The organism is Marinovum sedimenti, from assembly GCF_054052205.1.
In genome coordinates, this window is record NZ_CM133223.1 from 2,246,980 (window position 1) to 2,269,908 (window position 22,929).

General features: G+C 59.4%; 18 protein-coding genes and 1 pseudogene. 7 read left to right on the plus strand and 12 right to left on the minus strand.

Going from position 1 to position 22,929, the window contains the following annotated elements; all coding sequences use genetic code 11:
* The first annotated feature begins 14 nt into the window (after positions 1-14).
* Positions 15-1,628 (plus strand): IS66 family transposase, encoded by a 1,614-nt coding sequence (gene tnpC / locus ACW9UO_RS10835; RefSeq protein WP_457085818.1) that lies wholly within the window; start codon positions 15-17, stop codon positions 1,626-1,628.
* Positions 1,628-1,924, plus strand: coding sequence for a hypothetical protein (locus ACW9UO_RS10840; protein WP_457085819.1), 297 nt, complete (start codon positions 1,628-1,630; stop codon positions 1,922-1,924). The genes tnpC (ACW9UO_RS10835) and ACW9UO_RS10840 overlap by 1 nt, the downstream gene beginning before the upstream one ends.
* Positions 1,925-2,479: 555 nt before the next feature.
* Here ACW9UO_RS10840 and gyrB read toward each other — a convergent pair.
* The 7 genes from gyrB to mutM form a co-directional block, all read right to left on the minus strand.
* Positions 2,480-4,897, minus strand: a complete 2,418-nt coding sequence (gene gyrB / locus ACW9UO_RS10845; protein WP_457085820.1) for a DNA topoisomerase (ATP-hydrolyzing) subunit B — start codon at positions 4,895-4,897, stop codon at positions 2,480-2,482.
* 95 nt (positions 4,898-4,992) lie between these two features.
* Positions 4,993-6,093 (minus strand): DNA replication/repair protein RecF, encoded by a 1,101-nt coding sequence (gene recF / locus ACW9UO_RS10850; protein WP_457085821.1) that lies wholly within the window; start codon positions 6,091-6,093, stop codon positions 4,993-4,995.
* Positions 6,094-6,298: 205 nt separating this feature from the next.
* Positions 6,299-7,417 carry a DNA polymerase III subunit beta gene (gene dnaN, locus ACW9UO_RS10855; RefSeq protein WP_457085822.1) on the minus strand — a complete coding sequence of 373 codons (1,119 nt, stop codon included), beginning with the start codon at positions 7,415-7,417 and terminating at the stop codon, positions 6,299-6,301.
* A 162-nt stretch (positions 7,418-7,579) separates the two neighbouring features.
* On the minus strand, positions 7,580-8,974 hold the full coding sequence (gene dnaA / locus ACW9UO_RS10860; protein WP_457085823.1) for a chromosomal replication initiator protein DnaA: 1,395 nt from the start codon (positions 8,972-8,974) through the stop codon (positions 7,580-7,582).
* Between the two features lie 513 nt (positions 8,975-9,487).
* Entirely contained in the window at positions 9,488-9,751 is a 264-nt protein-coding gene (gene rpsT / locus ACW9UO_RS10865; protein ID WP_457085824.1) for a 30S ribosomal protein S20, read from the minus strand.
* Positions 9,752-9,943: 192 nt separating this feature from the next.
* Complete coding sequence (locus ACW9UO_RS10870) at positions 9,944-10,720, minus strand: enoyl-CoA hydratase (protein WP_457085825.1); 777 nt, start codon at positions 10,718-10,720, stop codon at positions 9,944-9,946.
* A 64-nt stretch (positions 10,721-10,784) separates the two neighbouring features.
* Complete coding sequence (mutM, locus tag ACW9UO_RS10875; protein WP_457085826.1) at positions 10,785-11,636, minus strand: bifunctional DNA-formamidopyrimidine glycosylase/DNA-(apurinic or apyrimidinic site) lyase; 852 nt, start codon at positions 11,634-11,636, stop codon at positions 10,785-10,787.
* A gap of 87 nt (positions 11,637-11,723) precedes the next feature.
* Here mutM and ubiE point away from each other — a divergent pair, with 87 nt between their 5' ends.
* Positions 11,724-12,476 (plus strand): bifunctional demethylmenaquinone methyltransferase/2-methoxy-6-polyprenyl-1,4-benzoquinol methylase UbiE, encoded by a 753-nt coding sequence (ubiE, locus tag ACW9UO_RS10880; RefSeq protein WP_457085827.1) that lies wholly within the window; start codon positions 11,724-11,726, stop codon positions 12,474-12,476.
* The gene (gene ubiB / locus ACW9UO_RS10885; RefSeq protein ID WP_457085828.1) at positions 12,477-14,012 is read left to right on the plus strand and encodes a 2-polyprenylphenol 6-hydroxylase; all 1,536 of its coding nucleotides are present in this window, start codon (positions 12,477-12,479) and stop codon (positions 14,010-14,012) included. It begins immediately after the preceding gene.
* Between the two features lie 101 nt (positions 14,013-14,113).
* Here ubiB and ACW9UO_RS10890 read toward each other — a convergent pair whose 3' ends face one another.
* From ACW9UO_RS10890 to tnpA, 4 genes and pseudogenes are all read right to left on the minus strand, one after another.
* A complete protein-coding gene (locus ACW9UO_RS10890; RefSeq protein ID WP_457085829.1) occupies positions 14,114-14,323 on the minus strand; it encodes a hypothetical protein in 210 nt (69 codons plus the stop codon).
* Positions 14,324-14,656: 333 nt separating this feature from the next.
* Positions 14,657-16,335, minus strand: a pseudogene (gene tnpC, locus ACW9UO_RS10895) (IS66 family transposase).
* 62 nt (positions 16,336-16,397) lie between these two features.
* Positions 16,398-16,691 (minus strand): IS66 family insertion sequence element accessory protein TnpB, encoded by a 294-nt coding sequence (gene tnpB / locus ACW9UO_RS10900; RefSeq protein WP_457085830.1) that lies wholly within the window; start codon positions 16,689-16,691, stop codon positions 16,398-16,400.
* Between the two features lie 50 nt (positions 16,692-16,741).
* Positions 16,742-17,155 carry an IS66-like element accessory protein TnpA gene (gene tnpA, locus ACW9UO_RS10905; protein WP_457085831.1) on the minus strand — a complete coding sequence of 138 codons (414 nt, stop codon included), beginning with the start codon at positions 17,153-17,155 and terminating at the stop codon, positions 16,742-16,744.
* A 369-nt stretch (positions 17,156-17,524) separates the two neighbouring features.
* Between tnpA and flbT the strand changes: the two genes are divergently transcribed.
* From flbT to ACW9UO_RS10920, 3 genes are all read left to right on the plus strand, one after another.
* Positions 17,525-17,923, plus strand: a complete 399-nt coding sequence (gene flbT / locus ACW9UO_RS10910) for a flagellar biosynthesis repressor FlbT (RefSeq protein ID WP_457085832.1) — start codon at positions 17,525-17,527, stop codon at positions 17,921-17,923.
* A 238-nt stretch (positions 17,924-18,161) separates the two neighbouring features.
* Complete coding sequence (locus ACW9UO_RS10915; RefSeq protein ID WP_457085833.1) at positions 18,162-20,282, plus strand: YjbH domain-containing protein; 2,121 nt, start codon at positions 18,162-18,164, stop codon at positions 20,280-20,282.
* Complete coding sequence (locus tag ACW9UO_RS10920; RefSeq protein ID WP_457085834.1) at positions 20,279-20,965, plus strand: YjbF family lipoprotein; 687 nt, start codon at positions 20,279-20,281, stop codon at positions 20,963-20,965. Before ACW9UO_RS10915 ends, ACW9UO_RS10920 begins: the two co-directional genes overlap by 4 nt.
* A 14-nt stretch (positions 20,966-20,979) precedes the next feature.
* Here the strand turns inward: ACW9UO_RS10920 and ACW9UO_RS10925 are convergent, their stop codons facing one another.
* Complete coding sequence (locus ACW9UO_RS10925) at positions 20,980-22,839, minus strand: polysaccharide biosynthesis protein (protein WP_457085835.1); 1,860 nt, start codon at positions 22,837-22,839, stop codon at positions 20,980-20,982.
* Positions 22,840-22,929 lie beyond the last annotated feature (90 nt).

Consider the following 22,929-nt stretch of genomic DNA (forward strand, 5'->3'; position numbering starts at 1 on the left):
TGGTAGTTGGACGCATGTCAAACCATGTTGTAAATCTTCCTGATGATCCCGCTGTTCTGAAGGCAATGATCGCTGCTTTGCAGGCAGAGAATGCCAAGATATCGGCCACGTTGCGTGTCCATGACCAACTTGTTCAGGCACTGCGTTTGCGGATCGCCAAGCTGCAGAAACTGGCCTTTGGCAAAACGTCGGAAAAGATCGAGCGCGAGATCGAACAATTGGAACTGGCGCTGGAAGACCTGTTGGTCGCTGTCGCCGAAGGGGATGATGACCTCATCGATGAAGGTCAGAATGAGCCAGCACCCGATGAGACGGCAGTTCCGAAGCTCCGCCGTCGTCCGCGCGTCTCTGACGCAACGCCGCGCGAGCGTCGTGAACTCGATCCTGGCACTTGCTGCCCTGATTGCGGTGGTGATTTACGTGTAGTGGGCGAGGATGTCAGCGAACTGCTTGATATGATCGCAGCCCAGATGAAGGTGATCCAGATTGCCCGCATCAAAAAGTCCTGTCGTCGCTGCGAGAAGATGGTGCAGGAGCCCGCTCCAAGCCGCCCGATCCCCGGCAGCATGGCGGGTCCGAACCTGCTGGCCCATATTCTGGTCTCAAAGTTTGACGATCATCTTCCTTTGTATCGCCAGCACGAGATCTTTGCCCGCATGGGCGCAGATATTCCCGAAAGCACGCTTGTCAGCTGGTGTGGACGTGCCATGAAAACCCTCCAGCCGCTTATCGAGCGGATCGAGGCTGATATTATGGGCAGTGATCTGCTGCATGCGGACGACACGCCAATCCGTGTGCTGGACCGGTCCTTGCGCGACAAGGGCCTCGGCAAGGGCGTAAAAAGGGGCCGGATATGGGCCTATGTTCGTGATCAGCGCCCATGGGCGGGTTCAGCGCCACCGGGGGCGATCTATTACTTCGCCCCGGACTGGAAAGAAGAGCATGTTTTGCGGCACCTCTCGGAAGGCTGCGGCATCCTGCAGGCTGACGGTTATAAGGGGTATGCCAAGCTTTATGACCCAGAACCGGACGGAACCACGCGCTTCCGCGAGGCCGCCTGTTGGGCGCACCTGCGACGCGACTTCCATGACGTCTGGGCATCCACCAAATCCGAGATCGCCCGTGAAGCGCTCGACCGGATTGGGGCGTTCTACGATATCGAGCGCGACATCGCAGGCCAGCCTGCCGATCTGCGCCTTGCCGCGCGCCAAAAGCTGAGCAAACCGAAGGTCGAAGCCTTCCTCGCTTGGTCGGAACAACAGCTCCTGCGCATCCCCGGCAAAGGCGATCTCGCCAAGGCATTCCGCTATGGTCTGAGCCGTCAGACGCCGTTCTGCTTGTTCCTTGAGGATGGCCGCGTGGCAATCGACAACAACCCGGCCGAACGCGCCCTGAGACCGATTGGCATAGGCCGCAAAAATTGGCTTTTTGCCGGGGCCGATACCGGTGCGGAAACCCTTGTCCGGGCCATGACGATCGTTGAGACCGCCAAGCTCAACGGCCTCAATCCGCAGGCCTATCTGGCCAACATTCTCGACCGCATCCATGATCACAAGATCAACCGTCTCGACGAATTGCTACCTTGGAATTGGGTGCCCGTTGGAACCGCGCAATCGAAGGCAGCCTGATGGCAGCAGTGACGCATGTTTGCACAATCGCCCACGTCGCGAAAATGCTTGGCGAAGACCAAGACCTCCTCGAGGCAATCATCCGCAACGATGATAATCTGACCTACGGCAGCATCATCCGCATCTATACAGGGCAAGAGGAGGGCATGACTGGCCTCACCGATTACGGCATCGAAGAGCTGGCTGACATGATCAGAGAAGCACGCCTGACAACCCAGACCTGGCACGACTTCCTCGACGACTTTGTCGATGACACCGACCTTGTCGCCCGGATCAAGGCAAAATCACCGCGGTAGCAACGGAGCGGTTACGGGATTGCACGCGTCTTGGTATCAACGAAGCTGCAAGAGCGCGACAAAAGGAATGGCAGTACCTTACGGAGGAATATTATAAGAATTTTTCATGGATACTCGCCTTTCTTAGGCTTAGAACTCAGGCCCCAACTAAGAGAATGCGTAGTGCAAAGCAGACATTCGCGCGACTTGCAGCGAAATTCTGCTTTCCGCCCTATCTGCCTGTCGCTGCCTGGTAAGCAATTGCTAACCTGCGGCAACAGATAACAAAATCATCTATGATGCTCTGGGAGGAAGGAGAGGTCACAGGGCCCAGAAAGGTTGAGTGAACTTTCACTGCCTTTCATGGGCAATGACTGAATTCAGCAGATCAAGGTTTTGCCTGAGAAGATGCGGAGTTGCTGAGAAACATTGATCCCGAACGCAACGAACAAAACACCGTCGCTCGACCGAAATCACTTAACTATCTGATAAATAAACGTTTACTTTAATTTACGCAGTCTCGCGGCGCGAAAAAATATGCGCACCGCGAAAAAATATGCGCGTCCCTACAACCCGTCAGAAATCCAGATTTTCCACACTCAGCGCGTTCTTCTGGATAAACTCGCGGCGTGGCTCGACCACGTCGCCCATCAGCTTGGTAAAGATGTCGTCCGCCTCGGCCACATCGTCAACCTTAACCTGCAAAAGCGTGCGGGCGTCCGGGTCCAATGTGGTTTCCCAAAGCTGACCGGGGTTCATCTCGCCCAAGCCTTTGTACCGCTGCAACGCGTTGCCCTTTTCGCCCTCTTCCAGGATCGCGCCCAACAGATCGAGCGGCCCGTGAATCCGCTGCGAACGGTCCTTGCGATGCAGCGTGCCGGCGGTGCCGTAGACCTCTTGCAGCGATTTCGTAAACGAGCCGGTGCGCCGCGCCTCGCCAGACCGCATCATCGGTCCATCAAGCGTGCGCACCTCTTCGACACCGCGCAGAATACGGGCGAGGCGGATGCCGTGATCTTGGGTGATGCGACCGCGCCAACCCTTTTCGTATTCCAGAGCGATCAGGTCGAGCCGGGTGGCAACTTTGTCGGCCACGGCTTGCAGATCGGCGTCTACCGCACCGGGCACAAACGCCCCGGCAATCGCCGCCTGTTCGAGGATGTGGCGCGGGTAATGCGTCGGGAAGGCATCGAGCACACGCTTGAGCTGACGCGCCTCATCGACGATGCGCAACAGGTCCTGGCCCGCGATCTCTTCGCCACCGGCAAGCTTGAGCATCGCGCCCTCAATACCTTGATTCATAAGGTAATCGTCCATCGCGGCTTGGTCTTTAAGATAGACCTCAGACTTGCCACGGCTGACTTTGTAAAGCGGCGGTTGCGCGATGTAGAGATAGCCGCCTTCGATCAATTCCGGCATCTGGCGAAAGAAGAACGTCAGCAAAAGCGTGCGGATGTGCGCGCCGTCAACGTCGGCGTCAGTCATGATGACGATCTTGTGGTAACGCAGCTTGGCGATGTTGAATTCATCGCGGCCGATACCGGTGCCGAGCGCCATCACAAGGTTGCCAATCTCCTGGCTGCCCAGCATCCGGTCAAACCGCGCGCGCTCGACGTTGAGGATCTTACCTTTCAGCGGCAGGATCGCCTGTGTGCCCCGGTCACGACCGGTTTGCGCCGACCCACCGGCGCTGTCACCCTCGACGAGGAACAGTTCGGTTTTCGACGGGTCTTTTTCGGAGCAATCCTTAAGCTTGCCCGCGAGAAAGTTCACATCCATCGCCGATTTCCGCCGGGTCAGCTCACGCGCCTTGCGCGCCGCTTCGCGCGCTGTCGCGGCTTCGATGATCTTGCCGACGATCATTTTGGCCATCGCAGGGTTTTCTTCAAACCACTCCGTAAGCTTTTCACCAACAAGGTTTTCCACCGCCGGGCGCACTTCGGAGCTGACCAGCTTGTCCTTGGTTTGCGACGAGAATTTGGGATCCGGCACCTTGACCGACAGCACGCAGGTCAGGCCCTCACGCGCATCATCGCCGGTGAAGGTGATCTTTTCGCGCTTCGCAATCCCGGTTTCCTGAGCGTATTTCTGGATTGTCCGGGTCAGCGCGCCACGGAAGCCCGCAAGGTGGGTACCGCCATCACGCTGGGGGATGTTGTTGGTAAACGGCAGCACCGTTTCGTGATAGCTGTCGTTCCACCACATCGCCACTTCAACGCCGATGTCGTCACGCTCGCCGTTGACATAGATCGGCTCGGGCATCACCGCGGTCTTGTGCCGGTCAACGTATTTGACGAATTCCTTCACGCCGCCGTCATAGTAAAGCTCCACGTGCAGCGGCTCGGCAGGGCGGTCATCTTCGAGGATGATCTTCACCCCGGAATTGAGGAACGCCAACTCGCGCAGACGCTTTTCCAGCGTGTGGAAATCAAAGTCGAGGTTGGAGAACGTATCGGTCGAGCCAAGGAACCGGACTTCGGTGCCGGATTCGCCGGGGGCATCGCCAACAACGCGCAGATGCTCGGAGGTTTCGCCGTGTTCAAACTTGGCGAAATGCTCCTGACCATTGCGCCAGACCCGCAGCTCAAGCCAGACCGACAGGGCGTTCACAACCGAGACGCCAACGCCGTGCAGACCGCCCGAGACCTTGTAGGAATTGCTGTCGAATTTGCCGCCCGCGTGCAGCTGGGTCATGATGACCTCAGCGGCGGAAACGCCCTCTTCCTCGTGGATATCGACCGGAATACCCCGGCCATTATCCCGCACCGAAACCGAGTTATCCGCATGAATTTTGACGTGCACATAGTCGGCATGACCGGCCAGCGCCTCATCAATGCCGTTGTCCACGACCTCATAAACCATGTGATGCAGACCCGAGCCATCGTCGGTATCACCGATGTACATACCGGGGCGTTTGCGGACTGCTTCTAAGCCTCTGAGAACCTTGATCGAATCCGCGCCATACTCGGGTGCGGGTTGTGCTTGCTCGGACATGCGGTGCCTTCTTTTTCTGTCCTGCGAAATATATGCTTTTTTCCTGAGCATGTCACGCAAATGGCACAAGATTTTGTGTCAGTCCGGCCGCAACGTCAACCCGCTGCTATGCCGGATTCGCCGCCCTCTTCGCGCACCTCGAAACGCTGGGCGCGATCGCCGAGATCAGTGAACAATTCGGGGCCGGTGCCGGTCATCCAAGCCTGTGCGCCCAGCGCACAAATCTCGTCATACAGCGCCGCGCGACGGGCGCCATCAAGGTGCGCCGCGACCTCATCGAGCAACAGGATCGGCGGGCTGCCGATGTCATTCGCCAAGGCCCGGCCATTGGCAAGGATCAGCGAAATCAGCAGCGCCTTCTGTTCCCCGGTCGAGCAATCGCGCGCCGGCACGCCCTTGGCGGCAAAGACGGCGTGCAGTTCGGCCCGGTGCGGCCCCACCATCGCCCGCCCCGTCGCCAGATCGCGAAACCGGCTCTCGGCCAGCGCGGCGCGCAGATCCTCCTCGGTGGCGGGCATTTCACCTTCGGTGGCACTCAATTCCAGCTCGCTGATTGGAAAGGCGGTTTCGGCATCCTGCTGCGCCGCCGAAATCCGCGCCAACGCCGCTTGTCGGTTGGCGTGGATCACCGCCCCTGCCCGCGCCATCTGCATCTCGAGCGCCTTGTACCAATGCGCATCCCGCACCTGATCCTTGAGCAGCCGGTTGCGTTCGCGCATCGCCTTTTCATAATCAAGCACAGCATTGGCGTGGTCTGGGAAAAAGCTCAGCGTCATCCTGTCAAGGAAGCGCCGCCGCCCGTCGGCGCCCTCGATCCAAAGCCGGTCCATCGACGGAACCAGCCAGAGCACGCGCGCCAGTTTGCCCAGGGCGATCTGACTTGCCGCTTTCCCGTCGATTTTCACCTGCCGCGCGGCCCCGCGGTCCGACAGGCTCTCGATCTCATGCAGCCGCCCTTCAGCGTGCAAAAGGCCGGTGACTTTCCAGCCCAGCGCCTCGGGCCTGCGGGTCATTTCCTCGGCACTGGCGCGGCGCAGACCCCGGCCGGGCGACATCAGCGACACAGCTTCCAGGATATTGGTCTTGCCCGCGCCATTGGCCCCGTACAGCGCAACAGGACGCGCATCGCAGGCGATCTCAACCCGTTTGTGCGAGCGGAAATGCGACAGTTCAAGATGGGTGACGTGGGTCGACATGCCCTAGCTTCTTACGATGAGCCGCGCCATCGCCGACACGCGGGGCGGCGATCCGACGAAGATGTAGGCCACTTTATCACTCAAAGCCGAATACATTGAAAGCGAGACGCTGTCCCACAAAAATCGCCGCCCCGGAGGGGCGTGTCGGCGATGGCGCGGCGGCCTGCGGCCTTGATTCCGCGCCGAGTGCAAATTGCGACGGGCGTCACACCCGCATCGGCATGACGACATACACCGCGCTGGTGTCGTTGCCTTCCCGCATCAAGGTCGGGTCGCCAGAGGAGTTGAACATGAACACCGCGTTTTCACGGTCCACCTGGCTGGCGATCTCCAGCAGGTATTTCGCGTTGAACCCGATTTCCAGCTTCTCGTCGTTATACGCCACGGCCAGCTCTTCTTCGGCAGCACCGCTGTCGGGCGCATTGACCGACAGAACCAGACGATCTTCGTCAAGCGACAGCTTCACCGCGCGCGACCGTTCCGAGGAAACAGTGGCCACACGGTCCACCGCGCGGGCGAAATCAGAGGCGTCAACTTCCAGTTTGCGGGTGTTGCCCTGCGGAATGACGCGGGTGTAATCGGGGAACGTGCCGTCGATCACCTTCGACGTCAGCGTGATCTCTGGCGTCGCAAAGCGCACCTTGGTTTCCGACACCGACACCGCAATCTCCATGTCGTCGTCTTCCAGCAGTTTGCGCATCTCGCCCACGGTTTTGCGCGGCACAATCACGCCGGGCATATCCGAGGCACCCTCGGGCAGGTCAGCATCGATCCGCGCCAGACGGTGGCCATCGGTGGCCACACAGCGCAGCACCCTGCCGTTTTCGCCGTCCGACACATGCATGTAAACGCCGTTGAGGTAATACCGCGTCTCTTCGGTGGAGATGGCGAACTTCGACTTGTCGAACAGCCGCCGCAGCACCGGCGCGGGGGCCGAGAAGTTGCAGGCATATTCCGACGTCGCCATCACCGGGAAATCTTCTTTCGGCAGCGTCGCGAGCGAGAAGTTCGACCGCCCCGCCTCGACCGTCAAGCGCCCCGATGCGCCCTCTTCCGTCAGCGTGACAAGCGCGCCATCGGGCAGCTTGCGCACGATTTCATGCAAAGTGACGGCGGAAACGGTTGTTGCCCCGGCCCGTTCGACCTGGGCGTTGACCTTGTCGACCACCTCGATATCGAGATCGGTCGCGCGGAAAGAAACGCTGTCGCCTTCGGCTTCGATCAGCACATTGGCAAGGATCGGGATGGTGTTGCGCCGTTCGACAACCGATTGCGCTTGCGCCACTGCCTTGAGCAATGTGCCGCGTTCGATGCTGATCTTCATATCCCTGTCCCTCCGAAAGCCCGGGATCGGCACGTTAGCCGCATCCCCCGGTCGCTCCAAGCCCTTTTCGGGCGTTAGAGACAGGTTTCCAATGGTTTGGGAGGGGCGTCAAGGGCGTGGCGGGCCAAGAGTGAAGTTGGCCCGCCAAACGATGCCTTTTGCCTACGCTTCGAGTGAGCGGCGCAGCATTTCCAGGTCTTCGGCAATCTGGCCGTCCTGAATCTTGAGCTCTTCGATGCGACGCACGCCGTGCATCACAGTGGTATGGTCCCGCCCGCCAAAGCGGCGACCGATCTCGGGCAGTGACCGCGAAGTGAGGTGCTTGCACAGATACATCGCCACCTGACGCGGACGGGCAAAGATGCGCACCCGCTTGGGGCCGATCAATTCCGACATGCGGATATTGTAGTGCTCGGCCACCTGACGCTGGATCTCTTCGATGGTGATCTTGCGTTCCGAGGCGCGCAAAACATCCGCCAGACAGTCTTGCGTCAGTTCCATCGTGATCGGACGGCCCACCAACGACGCGAAGGCAAACAGCCGCGTCAAAGCACCTTCAAGCACACGCACGTTGGTCGAGATCCTATGTGCGAGGAATTCGAGCACCTTCTCGTCAAGCTCCAGATCGGGATACTGCAAGCGGTGAGTGGCCAGCTTTGAGTGCAGAATGCCGAGGCGAAGCTCATAATCCGTCGGGTGCAGATCGACCACGAGGCCCGACTGCAAACGCGACTGGATGCGGTTTTCCAGATCCTTGATCTCACCCGGCGCACGGTCCGCCGAAATGATGATCTGCTTATTCTGGTCCACCAGCGCGTTGAAGGTGTGAAAGAACTCTTCTTGTGTGCTGTCCTTGCCGGCGATGAACTGAACGTCATCGACCATCAGCACGTCGACCGAGCGGAAGATTTGTTTGAAGTCCATCATCTTGCGATCACGCAGCGCCTGCACAAAGCGATACATGAACTGCTCCGCCGAGAGGTACAGCACATTGAGATGCGGCGACCGGGATTTCAGATCCCAGGCGATCGCATGCATCAAGTGCGTCTTACCAAGCCCGACACCGCCGTAAAGGAACAGCGGATTGAACGTCACTTCGCCGCCCTCGGCCACCCGACGTGCTGCTGCATGCGCGAGTTCGTTGGGCTTGCCGACGACAAAGGTGTCGAAGGTAAAGCGCTTGTCGAGCGGCGCGCTTGGCAGCAGATCGGCCATCTCGGACCGCGCCGCTTTGGCGGCCGGTTTCGGCGCCGGCTTGCGCGGCACGCTGCCGGTCTGGTTGGTCACGGCGGCCATCGCCGGATTGCTGGTCTTGTTTGCCGGCACATTAAAGGCGATGTCGCGCACCTCGGCCCCGGCATTTGTCATCGTATACAGCAACAGTTCGCCAAAGTTGCGCGAAACGTAGTTGCCGAGAAAGCTGGTGGGCACCTGAAAGCGCGCCACCCCGTCTGTTACCCCGTCGAATTCCAACGGCTCAATCCAGTTTGCGTAGTTGTTTACTCCAACGGTCTCACGCAACTGCCCCTGTAGCTGTCCCCACTGGTCTCTTGTCATTTGTCCCTGCGTCCGTTTCCAATTTCCGGGTAGCAGCACCCGGTTCCCCAATTCTCCGAACGATGCCCCCTTGCCAGATCATCCGACAACATCATCCGGCCAATAGAACAGCGAACCCCGACCAAGAACTTGCGTTCTCGGGATTCGTTGTCTCAACCACCTCGTTTTTAACTTGGACACGCATCAAGCGAATTGCTGTAACTCATTGGAGTTATTGCATTTTACATGCAATCAATGAGTAGCCCAGTCGTGGCAAATCGACTGTTCGCGCCTGTCCCCCCAGTGCGACGGTGAATCGCAGGATTGAAACTAGCAACAGGTCCGGCGCACCGGCAACCTAAACTAAATCTTGACTCGGATAATGCTGGAAAAGAATCTCAGAGGCTGTGCAGACGCGCCACAGGGTGCCACGTCATCGTAAAATAAACATTAAAAAAGGCGCCCCAAACCGGGGCGCCTTCTTGCAGAATCATCGAAGGTCGGGGCGGCTTTGCCCTGCCCTTGAGGCCGTCCTTAGCCGAGTGCTTTGACGCGAGCCGACAGGCGCGACATCTTGCGCGAGGCGGTGTTCTTGTGCATCACGCCGCGCGAAACGCCGCGCATCAGTTCGGGCTGAGCCGCGCGCAGAGCGGAGGTTGCCGCGTCTTTGTCACCCGAGGCAATCGCCTCTTCGACTTTGCGCAGCTGGCCGCGGATACGCGAGCGACGTGCTTTGTTGATGAGGGCACGCTTCTCGTTCTGACGAGCGCGTTTCTTGGACTGGGGTGTATTGGCCATGCTGATCTTCCCTTTCGCGGGTCTGGTATCTCAAATTGTAATAGCGCAATGCCAGACCGACCGGACCTGTTGTCACCGGGATGATTCTAGCCTGAGCGGGCTGCACGCGCATGTATGGCGGCGGGAATTACATGAATTCACCGCGATTGCAAAGGCCAAAACGCCACAGCGCCCGGCCTTTGCTGTGTTTGCTTACTTGTCGCGGAACTGCGCCTGGCGCTTTTCCTGAAAGGCGGCCATGCCTTCGGTCTGGTCTTCGCTGGCAAACAGCGAATGGAACAGCCGCTTTTCAAACAAAAGCCCCTCGTCGAGCGAGACTTCCTCGGCGCGGTTCACGGCCTCCTTGGCGGCCATCGCGGCCAGCATGGATTTCTCGGCAATCTTCTGCGCCGCGCCTGTCGCCTCTTCCAACAGCTTCTTGGCGGGCACCACGCGGCTGACAAGCCCCGCGCGCTCGGCCTCTTCGGCGTCCATGAAGCGGCCCGTCAGGTGCATGTCCATCGATTTGGACTTGCCCACCAGGCGGGTCAGGCGCTGCGTGCCACCAAGCCCGGCGATGACGCCAAGATTGATCTCTGGCTGGCCGAATTTAGCGTTGTCAGCCGCAATGATGAAGTCGCACATCATGGCCAACTCGCAACCGCCGCCCAGCGCATAGCCTGCGACGGCGGCAATGATGGGTTTGCGCACGCCCATGATCGCCTGATGTTCGGGCCAGAAGAAATCTTCTGTGAACACGTCGACATAAGATTTGTCTGCCATCTCCTTGATGTCGGCCCCGGCGGCGAACGCCTTGTTCGAGCCGGTCAGGATGATGCAGCGCACCTTGTCGTTCTCCGTAGCCTCGCCCAGCGCCTTGCACAGCTCGCCCAACAACTGGGAATTCAACGCATTAAGCGCGTCGGGCCGGTTCAGGGTGATGGTGGCAACGTGGTCTTCTACTTCGACGATGATCGTCTCATAGGCCATGTTAGATGCTTTCCGTTGTTTCGGTCAGTTTTACGTGCTTATCACTCTGACTATGCGGTTCAAGCTATCTTTGGCAATTGGCGCAATAGAAGCTTGAGCGACCCGATTGCACGATCCGCGTGATCACACCGTCGCAGTCGGGCGTGCGACAGGCCTCGCCCTCGCGGCCATACACATCAAAGCTGTGCTGAAAATATCCAAGCTCGCCATCGGCTTGGCGGAAATCCTTGAGCGATGAGCCCCCCGCAGCAATCGCGTCGGTCAAAACCTCGCGGATGGTGGGCACCAGCGCCTGCGCCTTTTTTCGCGCCACATCGCGCGCCTTGCGACTGGGGGAGATTCCGCAACGGAACAACGCCTCGCAAACATAGATATTGCCCAACCCCGCGACGATCTTCTGATCGAGGAGAGCCGATTTGATCGGTGTGTTGCGCGTCGCCAAGGCCTCGGCGAGATAGGATTCGCTGAATCCGTTGCCAAGCGGCTCTGGCCCGATCTTCGCCAAAAGCGGATGCGCCTCGGCGGTTGCGGTGGTCAAAAGGTCCATCGCGCCAAAGCGGCGGGGGTCGTTAAAGGTGATGCGCGCACCACTCTCCATCTCAAACACCACATGGTCGTGTTTTTCCGGCGCGGGGTGATCGTGCACATATTGCCCCAGCGGATCGCCCGAGATCAAAATGCGCCCCGACATGCCGAGATGAATCAACAGCGTCTCGCCACTGTCGAGATCGGCAAGGATGTATTTCGACCGCCGCCGCAGCGCCAGAACCCGCTTGCCGCCCAGCCGCTCGGCCATGCGGTCGGGGAACGGCCAGCGCAGATCGGGGCGGTTCACGGCGACCTCTGCCATCACCACCCCCTCCATCACCGGGGCAAGGCCGCGGCGAACCGTCTCGACTTCGGGTAATTCGGGCATCCGGGGCGGCTCCTTCTATGGGGCCGCATTGTAACGGCCATTCAGCGCACTATAAGAAAGCGGGACACAATAAAACGGCAAGCCTTCATGACCCAGGACGAGCAGAAGACCACGCATTTCGGGTATCAGACCGTACCCGAGGATGAAAAGGCCGGGCGGGTGCAGGGCGTATTCGGCTCTGTCGCCTCGCGTTATGACGTGATGAACGACGCCATGTCGATGGGCATTCACCGGATCTGGAAAGATGCGATGATGGATTGGCTGGCACCACGGCCCGGCCAAAAGCTGCTTGATGTGGCCGGTGGCACCGGCGATATTTCGTTCCGCTTTCTCGGGCGCGCAGGGCAGGCCCATGCCACCGTGCTTGACCTGACCGAGCCGATGTTGGTCGAGGGCCGCAAACGCGCCGAGGCCGAGAGCATGGCCGACAGCCTTGATTGGGTGGTGGGCGATGCGATGGCGCTGCCGTTTGAGGACAATACCTTTGACGTCTACACCATCAGCTTCGGCATCCGAAACGTCACCCGCCCCGAACAGGCGCTGGCCGAGGCTTACCGCGTGCTGCGCCCCGGTGGCCGCCTGATGGTGCTGGAGTTCAGCCAGATCCCCAATCCCGGCCTGCAATGGGCCTATGACCGCTATTCCTTTAACGTCATTCCGGCGATGGGACAGGCGATTGCCGGCGACCGTGACAGCTATCAATATCTCGTCGAATCGATCCGCCGCTTTCCCGATCAAGAGACCTTTCTTGGCATGGTGCGCAGCGCCGGGTTTGAGCAGGCCAAGTATCGCAATCTGACGCTGGGCGTCGCCTGCCTGCATTCCGGCTGGAAGCTGTAGATGCGCGGCCCTCACAATATTCTCCGCCTGATCCGCACCGGCGCGACGCTGGAACGCACCGGGGCGATGAACGACGTGCTTGATGCCTTTGACGCGCCGCCGTTTCTGCGGCTGGCGGCCAAGGCACTGGGCTGGCCGTTCAAATGGCTTGGCTATCGCGGCGATCCCACCCTGCCCCCGGTGCCGCGTGCGCTGACGGCGATGGGGCCGGCCTATATCAAGTTCGGCCAAATCCTCTCGACCCGGCCCGATGTGGTGGGGGATGCGCTCGCGCTGCAAATGCGGGTGCTGCAGGACAAACTGCCGCCGTTTTCGGTGCAAGAGGCCCGCGCCACGATCAGTCAGGCGCTCGGCCAACCCGCCGATGTCGTGTTTTCCGAGATCAGCGCGCCCGTCGCCGCCGCCTCTATCGCGCAGGTCCACAAGGCGCGGGTGGCTGAGACCGGCGAAACCGTCGCCATCAAAGTGCTGCGCCCCGGGATCGAGCGCGCCTTTCGCCGGGACATCGATGCGTTTTATTTCGCGGCGCGTGCTGTCGAAGTGCTGTCACCGTCGTCGCGCCGTTTGCGCCCGATGGAGGTGATCCGCCACTTCGAAGGCGTGGTGATGGGCGAGCTTGATCTGCGTCTTGAAAGCGCCGCCGCCTCGGAATTTGCCGCCAACACCAAAGACGACGCCGGGTTTCAACTGCCTGAAATCAAATGGCATTTGTCTGACCGTCGGGTGATGACAATGGGCTGGGCCGAGGGGCTGCCTCTGGGTGATAACGCCGCGCTGGATGCCGCTGGCATTGATCGGGTGGCGCTGTCGGAGCGGGTGCTGCAACTGTTCCTCAACCATGCGCTGCGCGACGGATTTTTCCACGCCGACATGCACCAGGGCAATCTTAAGGTCGCGGCCAATGGCGATATCATCGCCTATGATTTCGGCATCATGGGCCATATCGATGAGTACACCCGCCGGGTCTATGCCGAGATCCTGTTTGGCTTCATTCGCCGCGATTACAAACGCGTCGCCAAGGTGCATTTCGAGGCTGGCTATGTGTCAGCCGACCGCGATGTTGATGAATTTGCCCGCGCCCTGCGCGCCGTGGGTGAACCGATCTTCGGGATGGATGCCACCCGGATTTCAATGGCCAAGCTTTTGGCCTATCTGTTTGAAGTCACGGAACGTTTCGGCATGGAAACCCGCACCGAGCTGATCCTTTTGCAACGTACAATGGTGGTTGTCGAAGGCGTGGCCCGCTCGCTTAATCCGCATATGAACATCTGGGAAACCGCCCATCCGATTGTCGAGGATTACATCCGCAACTCTCTGGGCCCCCGCGCGCTTGCCGGTGATCTGGCAACGACGGCACGGGTTTTGGCCCGCTTTGGGCCGCGTTTGCCGGCCTTGGTGGAATCGGCGCTGCTGCAACAAACCGAACGCCCGGTGGTCATGGTTGACAGGCGCGCACGCAGGGCGCGTTGGCTTTATCTTGGGATCGGGTTTCTTGCAGGGGGCGCGACGATCGCCGTGTTGCTGCCAGCGCTTTGAAGGGATCGCGGATTGGCGTTCCAGCACGCCACGAGACGCGCCGAAAACAAAAATGGCGGCCACAGGGGCCGCCATTTTCGCAAATCTCGAATGAGATAATCTTAGTTGGTGCCAGTCGAGCTCGACGAGTCGCCGCTTGTCGCGGCAACGATGAGCACGCCACCAGCTGCTGCGCCCAAAATGACCAGGGCAGTGCCTTCACCTTGGGTCGACAAAAACGGATCGGCAGCGGTATCGGCTTGTTGGGCCAGAACCGGTGCGGCAGCGGACAGCGACAGCGCTGCTACGGCTGCAAAAGCAAACTTGTTCATTGTGTTCTCCAGACAGTCTTTGGGTGAACATTCACCCCACGCGGGCAGAACGTACTACGAAGGTGTTTGGTTTTCAAACCCGTTCACCGGGTCATTCATCGCTATTCTGCACCTGCGTAGTTTTGCGGCAATTTCGCAACAAACCAACGCGAAATAGCCTGTAAAAGCCGGATTTAGCCGGTTTTCCGTGGGTTCGCCGCTCAAATTATGAGCGGCATTTTGCCTGCCGGGGTTTGGCACCCTCCCTAGCGTCACCTTGCCTGCCCAAAAATCGGTGGGAATCATTGCCCTCGCCTAACGGATATGCGGTAACCACGCCATTGATACCGCAGCTTATGCGGCTTGACTGTCCGTTACGGTTTCCAGCGGCCCCCAGTTCCACGGCAGCAGTTCACCCAACCGGTTGATCTTGTGATCATGGATGCGGTCGAGGATGTCGGCGAGATAGGCTTCTGGATTGAGGCCGTTCAGCTTGGCCGTTTCGATGAAGGTCATGGCGCGGGCCAGGGTTTCCGCACCGGTGTCGGCTCCCGCGAACAGCCAATTTTTTCTTCCGATTCCGATGGGGCGCAGGGCACGTTCGGCCGGATTATTATCGATGGCCACACGCCCGTCGGTCAGGAACGGGCTGAAGGCGGCTCGACGAGACAGACCATAGCGGAAGGCCTTGGCCAGATCGCTTTTGCCCGGAATGCGCTGAAGTTGCAGTTCGGACCAGTCAAAGAAAGCCTCAACCTTCGGCAGGCTGAGCTGTTGACGCGCTGCATAGCGGACGTCGGCGGTCTGACCGTTTATGTCGCGCTCGACATCGTAGAACTTGCCGATCCGGTCCAGCGCCTCGCGGGCGATCTCGGACTTGGTCGAGGTCCAGAAGTCGTGGAAGTCGCGCCGCAGGTGGGCCCAACAGGCCGCCTCTCGCAAACGCCGCGTGCCATCTGGATCAGGCTCGTAAAGCTTGGCATAGCCCTTGTAGCCGTCCGCTTGGAGGATGCCGCGGGCATTGGCCAGATGGCTGAGGACATGCGCTTCCTTCCAGTCCGGAGCAAAGCGATAGACAGCACCCGGTGGCGATGACCCCGCCCACGGACGTTGATCCCGCACATAGGCCCAGATCCGACCTTGTTTGACCCCTTTACCAAGCCCCTTGCCGCGCAAAGAGCGATCCAGCACCCGGATCGGTGTATCATCTGCATGCAGCAGATCGCTGCCCATGATATCGGCCTCGATCCTCTCGATCAGCGGCGATAGGGTCTTCATGGCGCGGCCGCACCAACCGACCAGCGTGGTCTCGGGAATGTCCGCGCCCATGCGGGAGAAGATTTCGTGTTGGCGATAGAGGGGAAGATGATCGTCGAACTTTGAGACCAGGACATGTGCCAGAAGGTTCGGCCCGGCCATGCTGCCCGGGATCGGACGGCTTGGCGCGGGGTCCTGCACGATCCGCTCGCAGCGGCGGCAGGATTTCTTAATCCGGGCGATCTGTATCACCTTCATCTGGGCGGCTATCATATCGAGCAGTTCGCTGACATCCTCGCCCATCGCACCAGAGGTGCGTCACTGAATATGCACGCCTCTGGCGTGACACGTAGATCGCCACCACAGTCAGGGCAGCAGGTGCCGGGGTCCAGTTCACGCCGCTCGCGTGGGGTCGTATCCGAGACCCGTGGTCGGCGGCGCAAAGCGGGTGCATCGGCAGCTTCCGGTGACGGTTCATCCTGCCCTTCGTCGATGGGGGCGTCATCGTTTTCTGCTACGGCGACCAACAGGTCTTCGAGCGCCAGTTCCAGCTGCTCGATTTCGCGCTCGACCTTTTCCGAGGACTTGCCAAAGGCCAGTTTCTGCAACTTGGCGATCCGCAGGCGCAACGCTTGAACCAGTTGATCATGGACACGCAATGTCGCCGACATCTTGGCGTTCTCTGCCTCGATCCGAGCATTTTCTACCTGCAAAGCCGCGATCATCGCCCTCAATTCAGCGGGATCATCAGGCAAATTTTCATCAGGTTTCGACATGCGCCTGACTACCAAAAATCAGGCTATGGCACCATATAAATAAAGCAAATCAGGCCGCAAAATCACCCGACCCGCGCAGGCGGAGCCCCCCAATTCGGACGCCGCCAGTCGATCCCCTCCCAGAGCATCGCGAGCTGAGCAGACGTCATCCGCACCGCTCCATTCTTGGCATTCGGCCATGGAAACCGGCCCCGCTCAAGCACCTTGTAATAGAGGCAAAATCCCTGACCATCCCAATAGAGCAACTTGATCCGATCCCCGCGTCGCCCACGGAATGCAAACACTGCGCCACTGGTGGGTTTCTGATGCAGGACGTCCTGCGCCAGTGCTGCCAACTCCGCGATTCCTTTCCGCATATCTGTCACGCCGCAGGCCAAATATACGCGAACACCGGTGCCGGGACCGATCATGCCACCTCCACCGCGCGGATCAGCGCCGTCAGTGCGGCCGGGTCTATCGTGCTATCAAAATGAAGGCGGTGGCCGCACCGTAAGCGCAATTCGACTGCAACTGGTGGCGACGTATTAGCTGCCGCAGGCACTGGCACATCCAAAGGGTAGAAAAGCGCTCCGGCATCAGGCGACCACAGACCTTTCTTCTTCAGGTCGTGTCGCCATGCGTAAATCTGTTGCCGCGTAACCTCATGGCGTTGCGCCACCTGGGTCACCGTGGCACCGTCTATCCCAACCGACATGACAATCTCGAGCTTGTCCTCGTCACGCCAGAAACGCCGTCGCTCCACCCCAAGAATTTCACCACGCATCGATGACCCCGCATAAGACACGTCGTTAAACACGTCGTTAAACACGTCGTTAAACACGTATCTTAGATCAGGGCGCGAAGCTCAGGCAGGCGGTGCCAATGGCGTGGATACGATATGCGGGCCACTAAGGTCGCGGATTTGTCTAAAATGTCCCGCAAACAGGCAGCTTGAGTTAGCAAACTTTTAGGGCCGCGCCGTCACATTGAAAGCGTGATCTGAGAAGGGATTCTGTGGTCTGGCAACGTCGCCAGGCATCGGCGGACCTCACTTGGGATATGATGCCAAATCGGCGCGGGCGCGTCGAACATGCGAGGAAGAGCTCATGTTTAGGACTTCGAAAAACTCGAATGACGCGACTGCAGAGAGGCCGAAGATGATACGCGACCTGTCCGAAAGGAAGAGTTTCTCAGTTTCGGGTGGCCACACATGACCGGCCTCGTTCTCAAGCTAGGGCCAAAAGAGCGGGTCCTGATCAATGGCGCCATCATCGAAAATGGGGATCGGCGAAACCGGCTTAATATCGTTACGCCAAACACCAAGATACTGCGCCTTCGCGATGCCATTGAACCGCACGACGCCACCACGCCGGTCCGGCAGATTTGCCTGACCGTGCAAATGGTTCTGACCGGGGATGCGGCACCCGAGGCGGCACGCCGTCAGATCTTGCTGCGGCTCGAAGAATTGGGGAACTTCCTTACGGACACCGACAGCCAAAGGCATCTTGCCTCAGCGACGGAAGCCTTGCTTGGCAATCAGTTCTATCACTGCCTGAAAGCCTTGCGTGCGCTGATACCAAGCGAAGACCGCGGGCTCGCTGCGGGTTAAGCACCCGGCCAAAGTCACGCCAGTCCGGCACAACCGTGTGCGCCGTCTGGCGTAAATCCCTCGTTTCTGGGGTATTCGTTCACTGCAAACAGCGGCCCGTTGGTGTTAACGGCCGTCTGTAGCGCCGCAGGACCGTTAACAATTTACCACAACTGAGAGCTTTCCAATTCCGCGGAATGGACTCAGCATGACCTAGCCCGTAACACTGAGCCAATTAGATTTGGGACAGGGCGACTTCATGCCAAAATCATTAAGAGCCACCCTGCGTGGGAGTGCGGCAGCGACACTTGCAGGGTTGACGGTGTTTGCCGCACCTTCCGCGGTTGCCGAAGCCATCCCATCGCACAACCTGTTCGGTTTGCCCGGGCTGATCGACATGCCAACGGCGGCTGTTTCGCCAGATGCTACACTGTCTATGTCCTTGGGCGCTGTTGGTAATCAGGCACGCGGCACCCTGTCCTTCCAGATCTCTCCGCGGCTCAGCGGCTCTTTCCGCTATTCCCGCATTGCGGACTTTCCGATCAAGGGGGCCGTCGATGGCGTCTATTTTGACCGCAGCTTCGATCTTCGATACCAGCTGCTTCGCGAAAGCGACATGTTGCCGGGTGTGGCTGTCGGGCTTCAGGATTTCATCGGCACCGGCCTTTACGGGGCCGAGTATATTGTCGCCACAAAAGAAGTTCTTCCCGGCCTGCAACTAACCGGCGGCGTCGGTTGGGGCCGGCTTGGATCGCGCAATCCGCTGGGCGCAACCGGGGATCGCCCGGTCGAAATCATCGGCGAGGGTGGCCTGCCAACCTATGACCGCTGGTTCAGGGGGGACGCTGCGGCATTTGGCGGCGTCAGCTACGCGCCAACCGCAAACCTGACGTTTTCGGCCGAATATTCCTCAGACACCTATGTCGAGGAACGTAAATTCGGGGATCATGAAGACGACTCGCCTTGGAACTTTGGTGTCGATTATCGGTTTAAGAAAGGCGCGCAACTTTCGCTGTACCACATGTACGGCAACACGGTCGGCGCACAGATTACACTGCACACCAACCCCAAAACCGCCGCCATCAATGGCGGCAATGAATCTGCGCCGGTGCCGGTTTTGCCGCGTGCGCCGGGGGCAAGGAATGATCTGGGCTGGGTCGGGGCTGACACTGGCAGCTATCGGACGTCGCTGAACACGGCGATGACCAATGACGGCTTGGTGTTTGAGGGCTTGGAGCTTGAGCCAAACCGCGCCACCGTGCGGCTGCGCAATCCACGATATGGCCAGATTCCGCAGGCCGTCGGGCGGACCGCACGCGCAATGACCCGCATTTTGCCTGCCTCGGTCGAGACTTTCGTTGTTGTGCCTGTCGTCAATGGCATGGCGCTTTCGGCTGTCACCATGCGGCGCAGCGATCTCGAAGCGCTCGAGCATGAAGACAATGCCGAAATGCTTGCGCGCACCGCGATCACCGATGGCTTTGGCCGGGCGCCCGCAGCGTTCAACGATCAATATCCCCGGTTCGGCTGGTCGATTTCGCCGTACCTGCAAACCTCTTTCTTTGATCCCGAAAACCCGGCGCGCGCTGATCTTGGGCTCCGCGCCAAGGCGAGCTATCGCCCCACGCCCAATCTGTTGATCTCCGGGTCGGTGACCAAACGGTTGACCGGCACGCTGGCGGATATCGATCGCAAAGACTCTGCCGTGCTGCCGTTGGTTCGGACGGAAAAGGCGCGCTACCTGAAAGAGGGCGATCCCGCGATCGAAACCCTGACATTGGGGCACTACGGGCGGCCCGCGCAAAGCATCTATAGCCGTGTCACTGTTGGCTATCTTGAAGAAATGTATGCCGGTATTTCCGGGGAAGTGCTGTGGAAGCCTATCGACAGCCGCCTCGCTTTGGGGGCCGAGCTTAACTACGTCAAACCTCGGGATTTCGATCAGCTGTTTGGCATCCGGTCGTCTGAAACCCGCACAGGCACAATTCCTGATTTCAATGGTCACGTCTCGGCCTACTACGCGTTCGGGGCTGGCTATCATGGCCAACTCGACGTTGGGCGCTATCTGGCTGGCGATTATGGCGCGACGGTCGCACTTGACCGTGAATTCGTGAATGGATGGCGCGTCGGTGCCTATGCCACTGTAACCAATGTCAAATTCGATGACTTCGGCGAAGGATCGTTTGACAAGGGCATCCGCATCACCATCCCATTGGGGGCGATTTCCGGCAAACCCTCGACTGAACGCAACGATTTCAAAATTCAGTCGCTGACCCGCGATGGTGGCGCCCGCCTGAATGTGGACGGACGCCTCTATGAGGAAATCCGGTCCTATCACCAGCCCGAAATGGCCAAGACCTGGGGCAAGTTCTGGAGATGAGCGTGACCACCGTGAAACACCCGATCCGCCGCGCCTCTCGATTTGCCAAACTGGCCGGTCTGGCCTGTGCCGCCCTTCTGGCCGCCTGCAGCAGCGCCGAGGAAGGCACCGATGCCGGCAAAATTGTGCGCGATGCTGCGCTGAGCAAATTCCGGGGCGAAAAGACGTCCGGCAGCACCAGAGTGAGCGCAGAACAAGTTCGACAATTGGCGGCAAACGCCACCAAGCCTATGATTTTGATAGATCTTCCCGATCGTGGCGCGAATGGTGTGCTGGTCGAGATTGGCCGCAATGGGCGCGTGCAGGCATTTGCCTCTTCCGCGCGTCAAACTGTTTCGCTTGAAAACGGGCTGGTCCGCGCCACCCGCGGTTTGGGTGGTGATCTGATGTCAGCCGAGCTGGGAAATCTGCCCCACCTTATCGCGCACCGCCAAAGCGGCGCGACACAGCGGGAAATGCGCTTTCTCAACGGTGAAGACATCACCGTTCGGATGCGGTTTAGCTGTTCGGTACAGGCGAGCGGGTCGCGCGCAACCACGATCACCGAAACCTGCACGCAGCAGAACGGCCCGGTTCAATTCACCAACAGCTATTCGGTGAACGGCAGTGGTCGGGTTTTGAGCTCGGAGCAGTGGCTTGGTGCCGACATCGGCCCCGCCAAAATCCAACATCTGAAATTCTGAACGGCGCGGTCGTCTCAGACCGCGCTCAGACTTCCTTCGACACTGGCGGTTTTCTCCAGGTGACGTTCGACCCAGCGGTCGGCAATCTGGTTTGCCGCCTCGCAGTCATGCGCCTCGATTGCCTTGCGGACCTCTTGCACGACATTCGCCATTTCCAGTTCCGACAGATGGGTTTCCTGCGCGCGCAGGATTTTCGGATGTGGCGTTGTCAGCATGTCAGAGCCAATCAACAACTCTTCGCGCAGCTTTTCGCCCGGGCGCAAACCGGTGAACAAGATCTCGATATCGCCGCTCGGGTTGGCGGCATCCCGCACGGTATATCCGGCGTTCTGGATCATTTTGCGCGCGATCTGCCGGATCGACATCGGCTTGCCCATGTCGAGTACAAAGACATCGCCGCCCCGCGCAAATGACCCGGCCAGCAGCACAAGGCGCACCGCTTCGCTGACCGTCATGAAATAGCGGGTCACGTCGGTATGAGTCACCGTCACCGGCCCGCCGCGCGAAATCTGATCTTGGAACAGCGGAATAACCGAACCGGACGACCCCAGAACATTGCCGAACCGCACCATTGAATACAGGGTGGTTTCAGATCGGGTTGCCAGATCCTGTATCAACATTTCCGCCAACCGCTTGGACACGCCCAGAACACTGGTCGGGCGCACCGCCTTATCGGTGGAGATCAGAATAAAGCGTTCGGCCCCGTGCCGCCGCGCCGCATCGGCAAGAACCTTGGTGCCGATCACGTTGTTGCGCATGCCCTCAATGGTGTTCACCTCCAGCAAGGGGAGGTGCTTGTAGGCGGCGGCATGAAGCACCACATCGATATCGTGCACTTCAAAAACCCGCTCAACCAAGCCCTTTTCGCAGATCGAGCCGAGGATACAGACGATTTCAACGTCGAGTTCAATCGATTCCAGTTTGCGCTGAATGTTGTAAAGCAGCAGTTCGGAGTGATCGAGCAGGATGAGTTTTGATGGCTGGCACATCGCGATCTGGCGGCAAAGCTCAGAGCCAATCGACCCCCCTGCCCCGGTCACCAGCACGCATTTGCCCTCATAGGCGTCGCTGACCCCCGGCAATTCGGCCTCAAGATGGTTGCGCCCGAGAAGCTTGGAAAAATCCAACGGCTTGGTCGCTGTGCGCGGGCCATGCGCCACAAGCATCTGCGCAAAAGACGGCATGATGTGCACTTCGCAGGACAAATGGCTAAGCTGCCGCGCGATCCGCGCCTTGTCGGCCTCACTGGCCGAGGGCATCGCCAGAATGATCCGGTCAATCCGAAGCTTTTCGACAAGCCGCTCAAGCTTGCCCGGTGGATGCACTTTGAATCCCGAAACCGTCAGACCGTGGGTTGCGGCATTGTCATCGACAAATCCCTGAAGCTGAAGCTCGATATCGGTGAGCAGGGCCGAGGCCAACTGCTGGCCCGTGCGACCGGCGCCGTAGATCAGCACACGTTTCAAAGATTTGCCGCCGCGGTAAATGCGCACCACAAATTCGCGCAGGATAAGCCGCGCCCCCGCCGACGAAATCAGCAGGATCATCGCGGCAATGACAAAGAGTTGGGCGGAGATATTGGTGCCGAGGGCCGAAGAGGTCAGCAGGCCAGACGTGCCCGTCAGCGCCGCCATAAAGCCCGTTTGCAGAACGCCTTTCAGCTCATACGAGATCAGCTTGGTGCGGTGCAGATCGAAGTAGAGGATGACCGCCAGCGACACCGGAATCATCACAGCCAGATAGGGCAGGCTGGCGCGCAAAACGTCTGCTGTTGGCATCTGTCCAATCAGCAGCGAATTCGCCCCGACAAACGACAGGATCACCAAAAGAACGTCGATGCCAGCGATAATAATCGCTTTTTGGCCGCGGCTCATTCGAACCACAATACTGTGCAGCATGGCTTACCCCAGAAACTTTTGCTGCCCGTCGAACCTGCGCAGCACCTCGGCAACTCACTATCATGA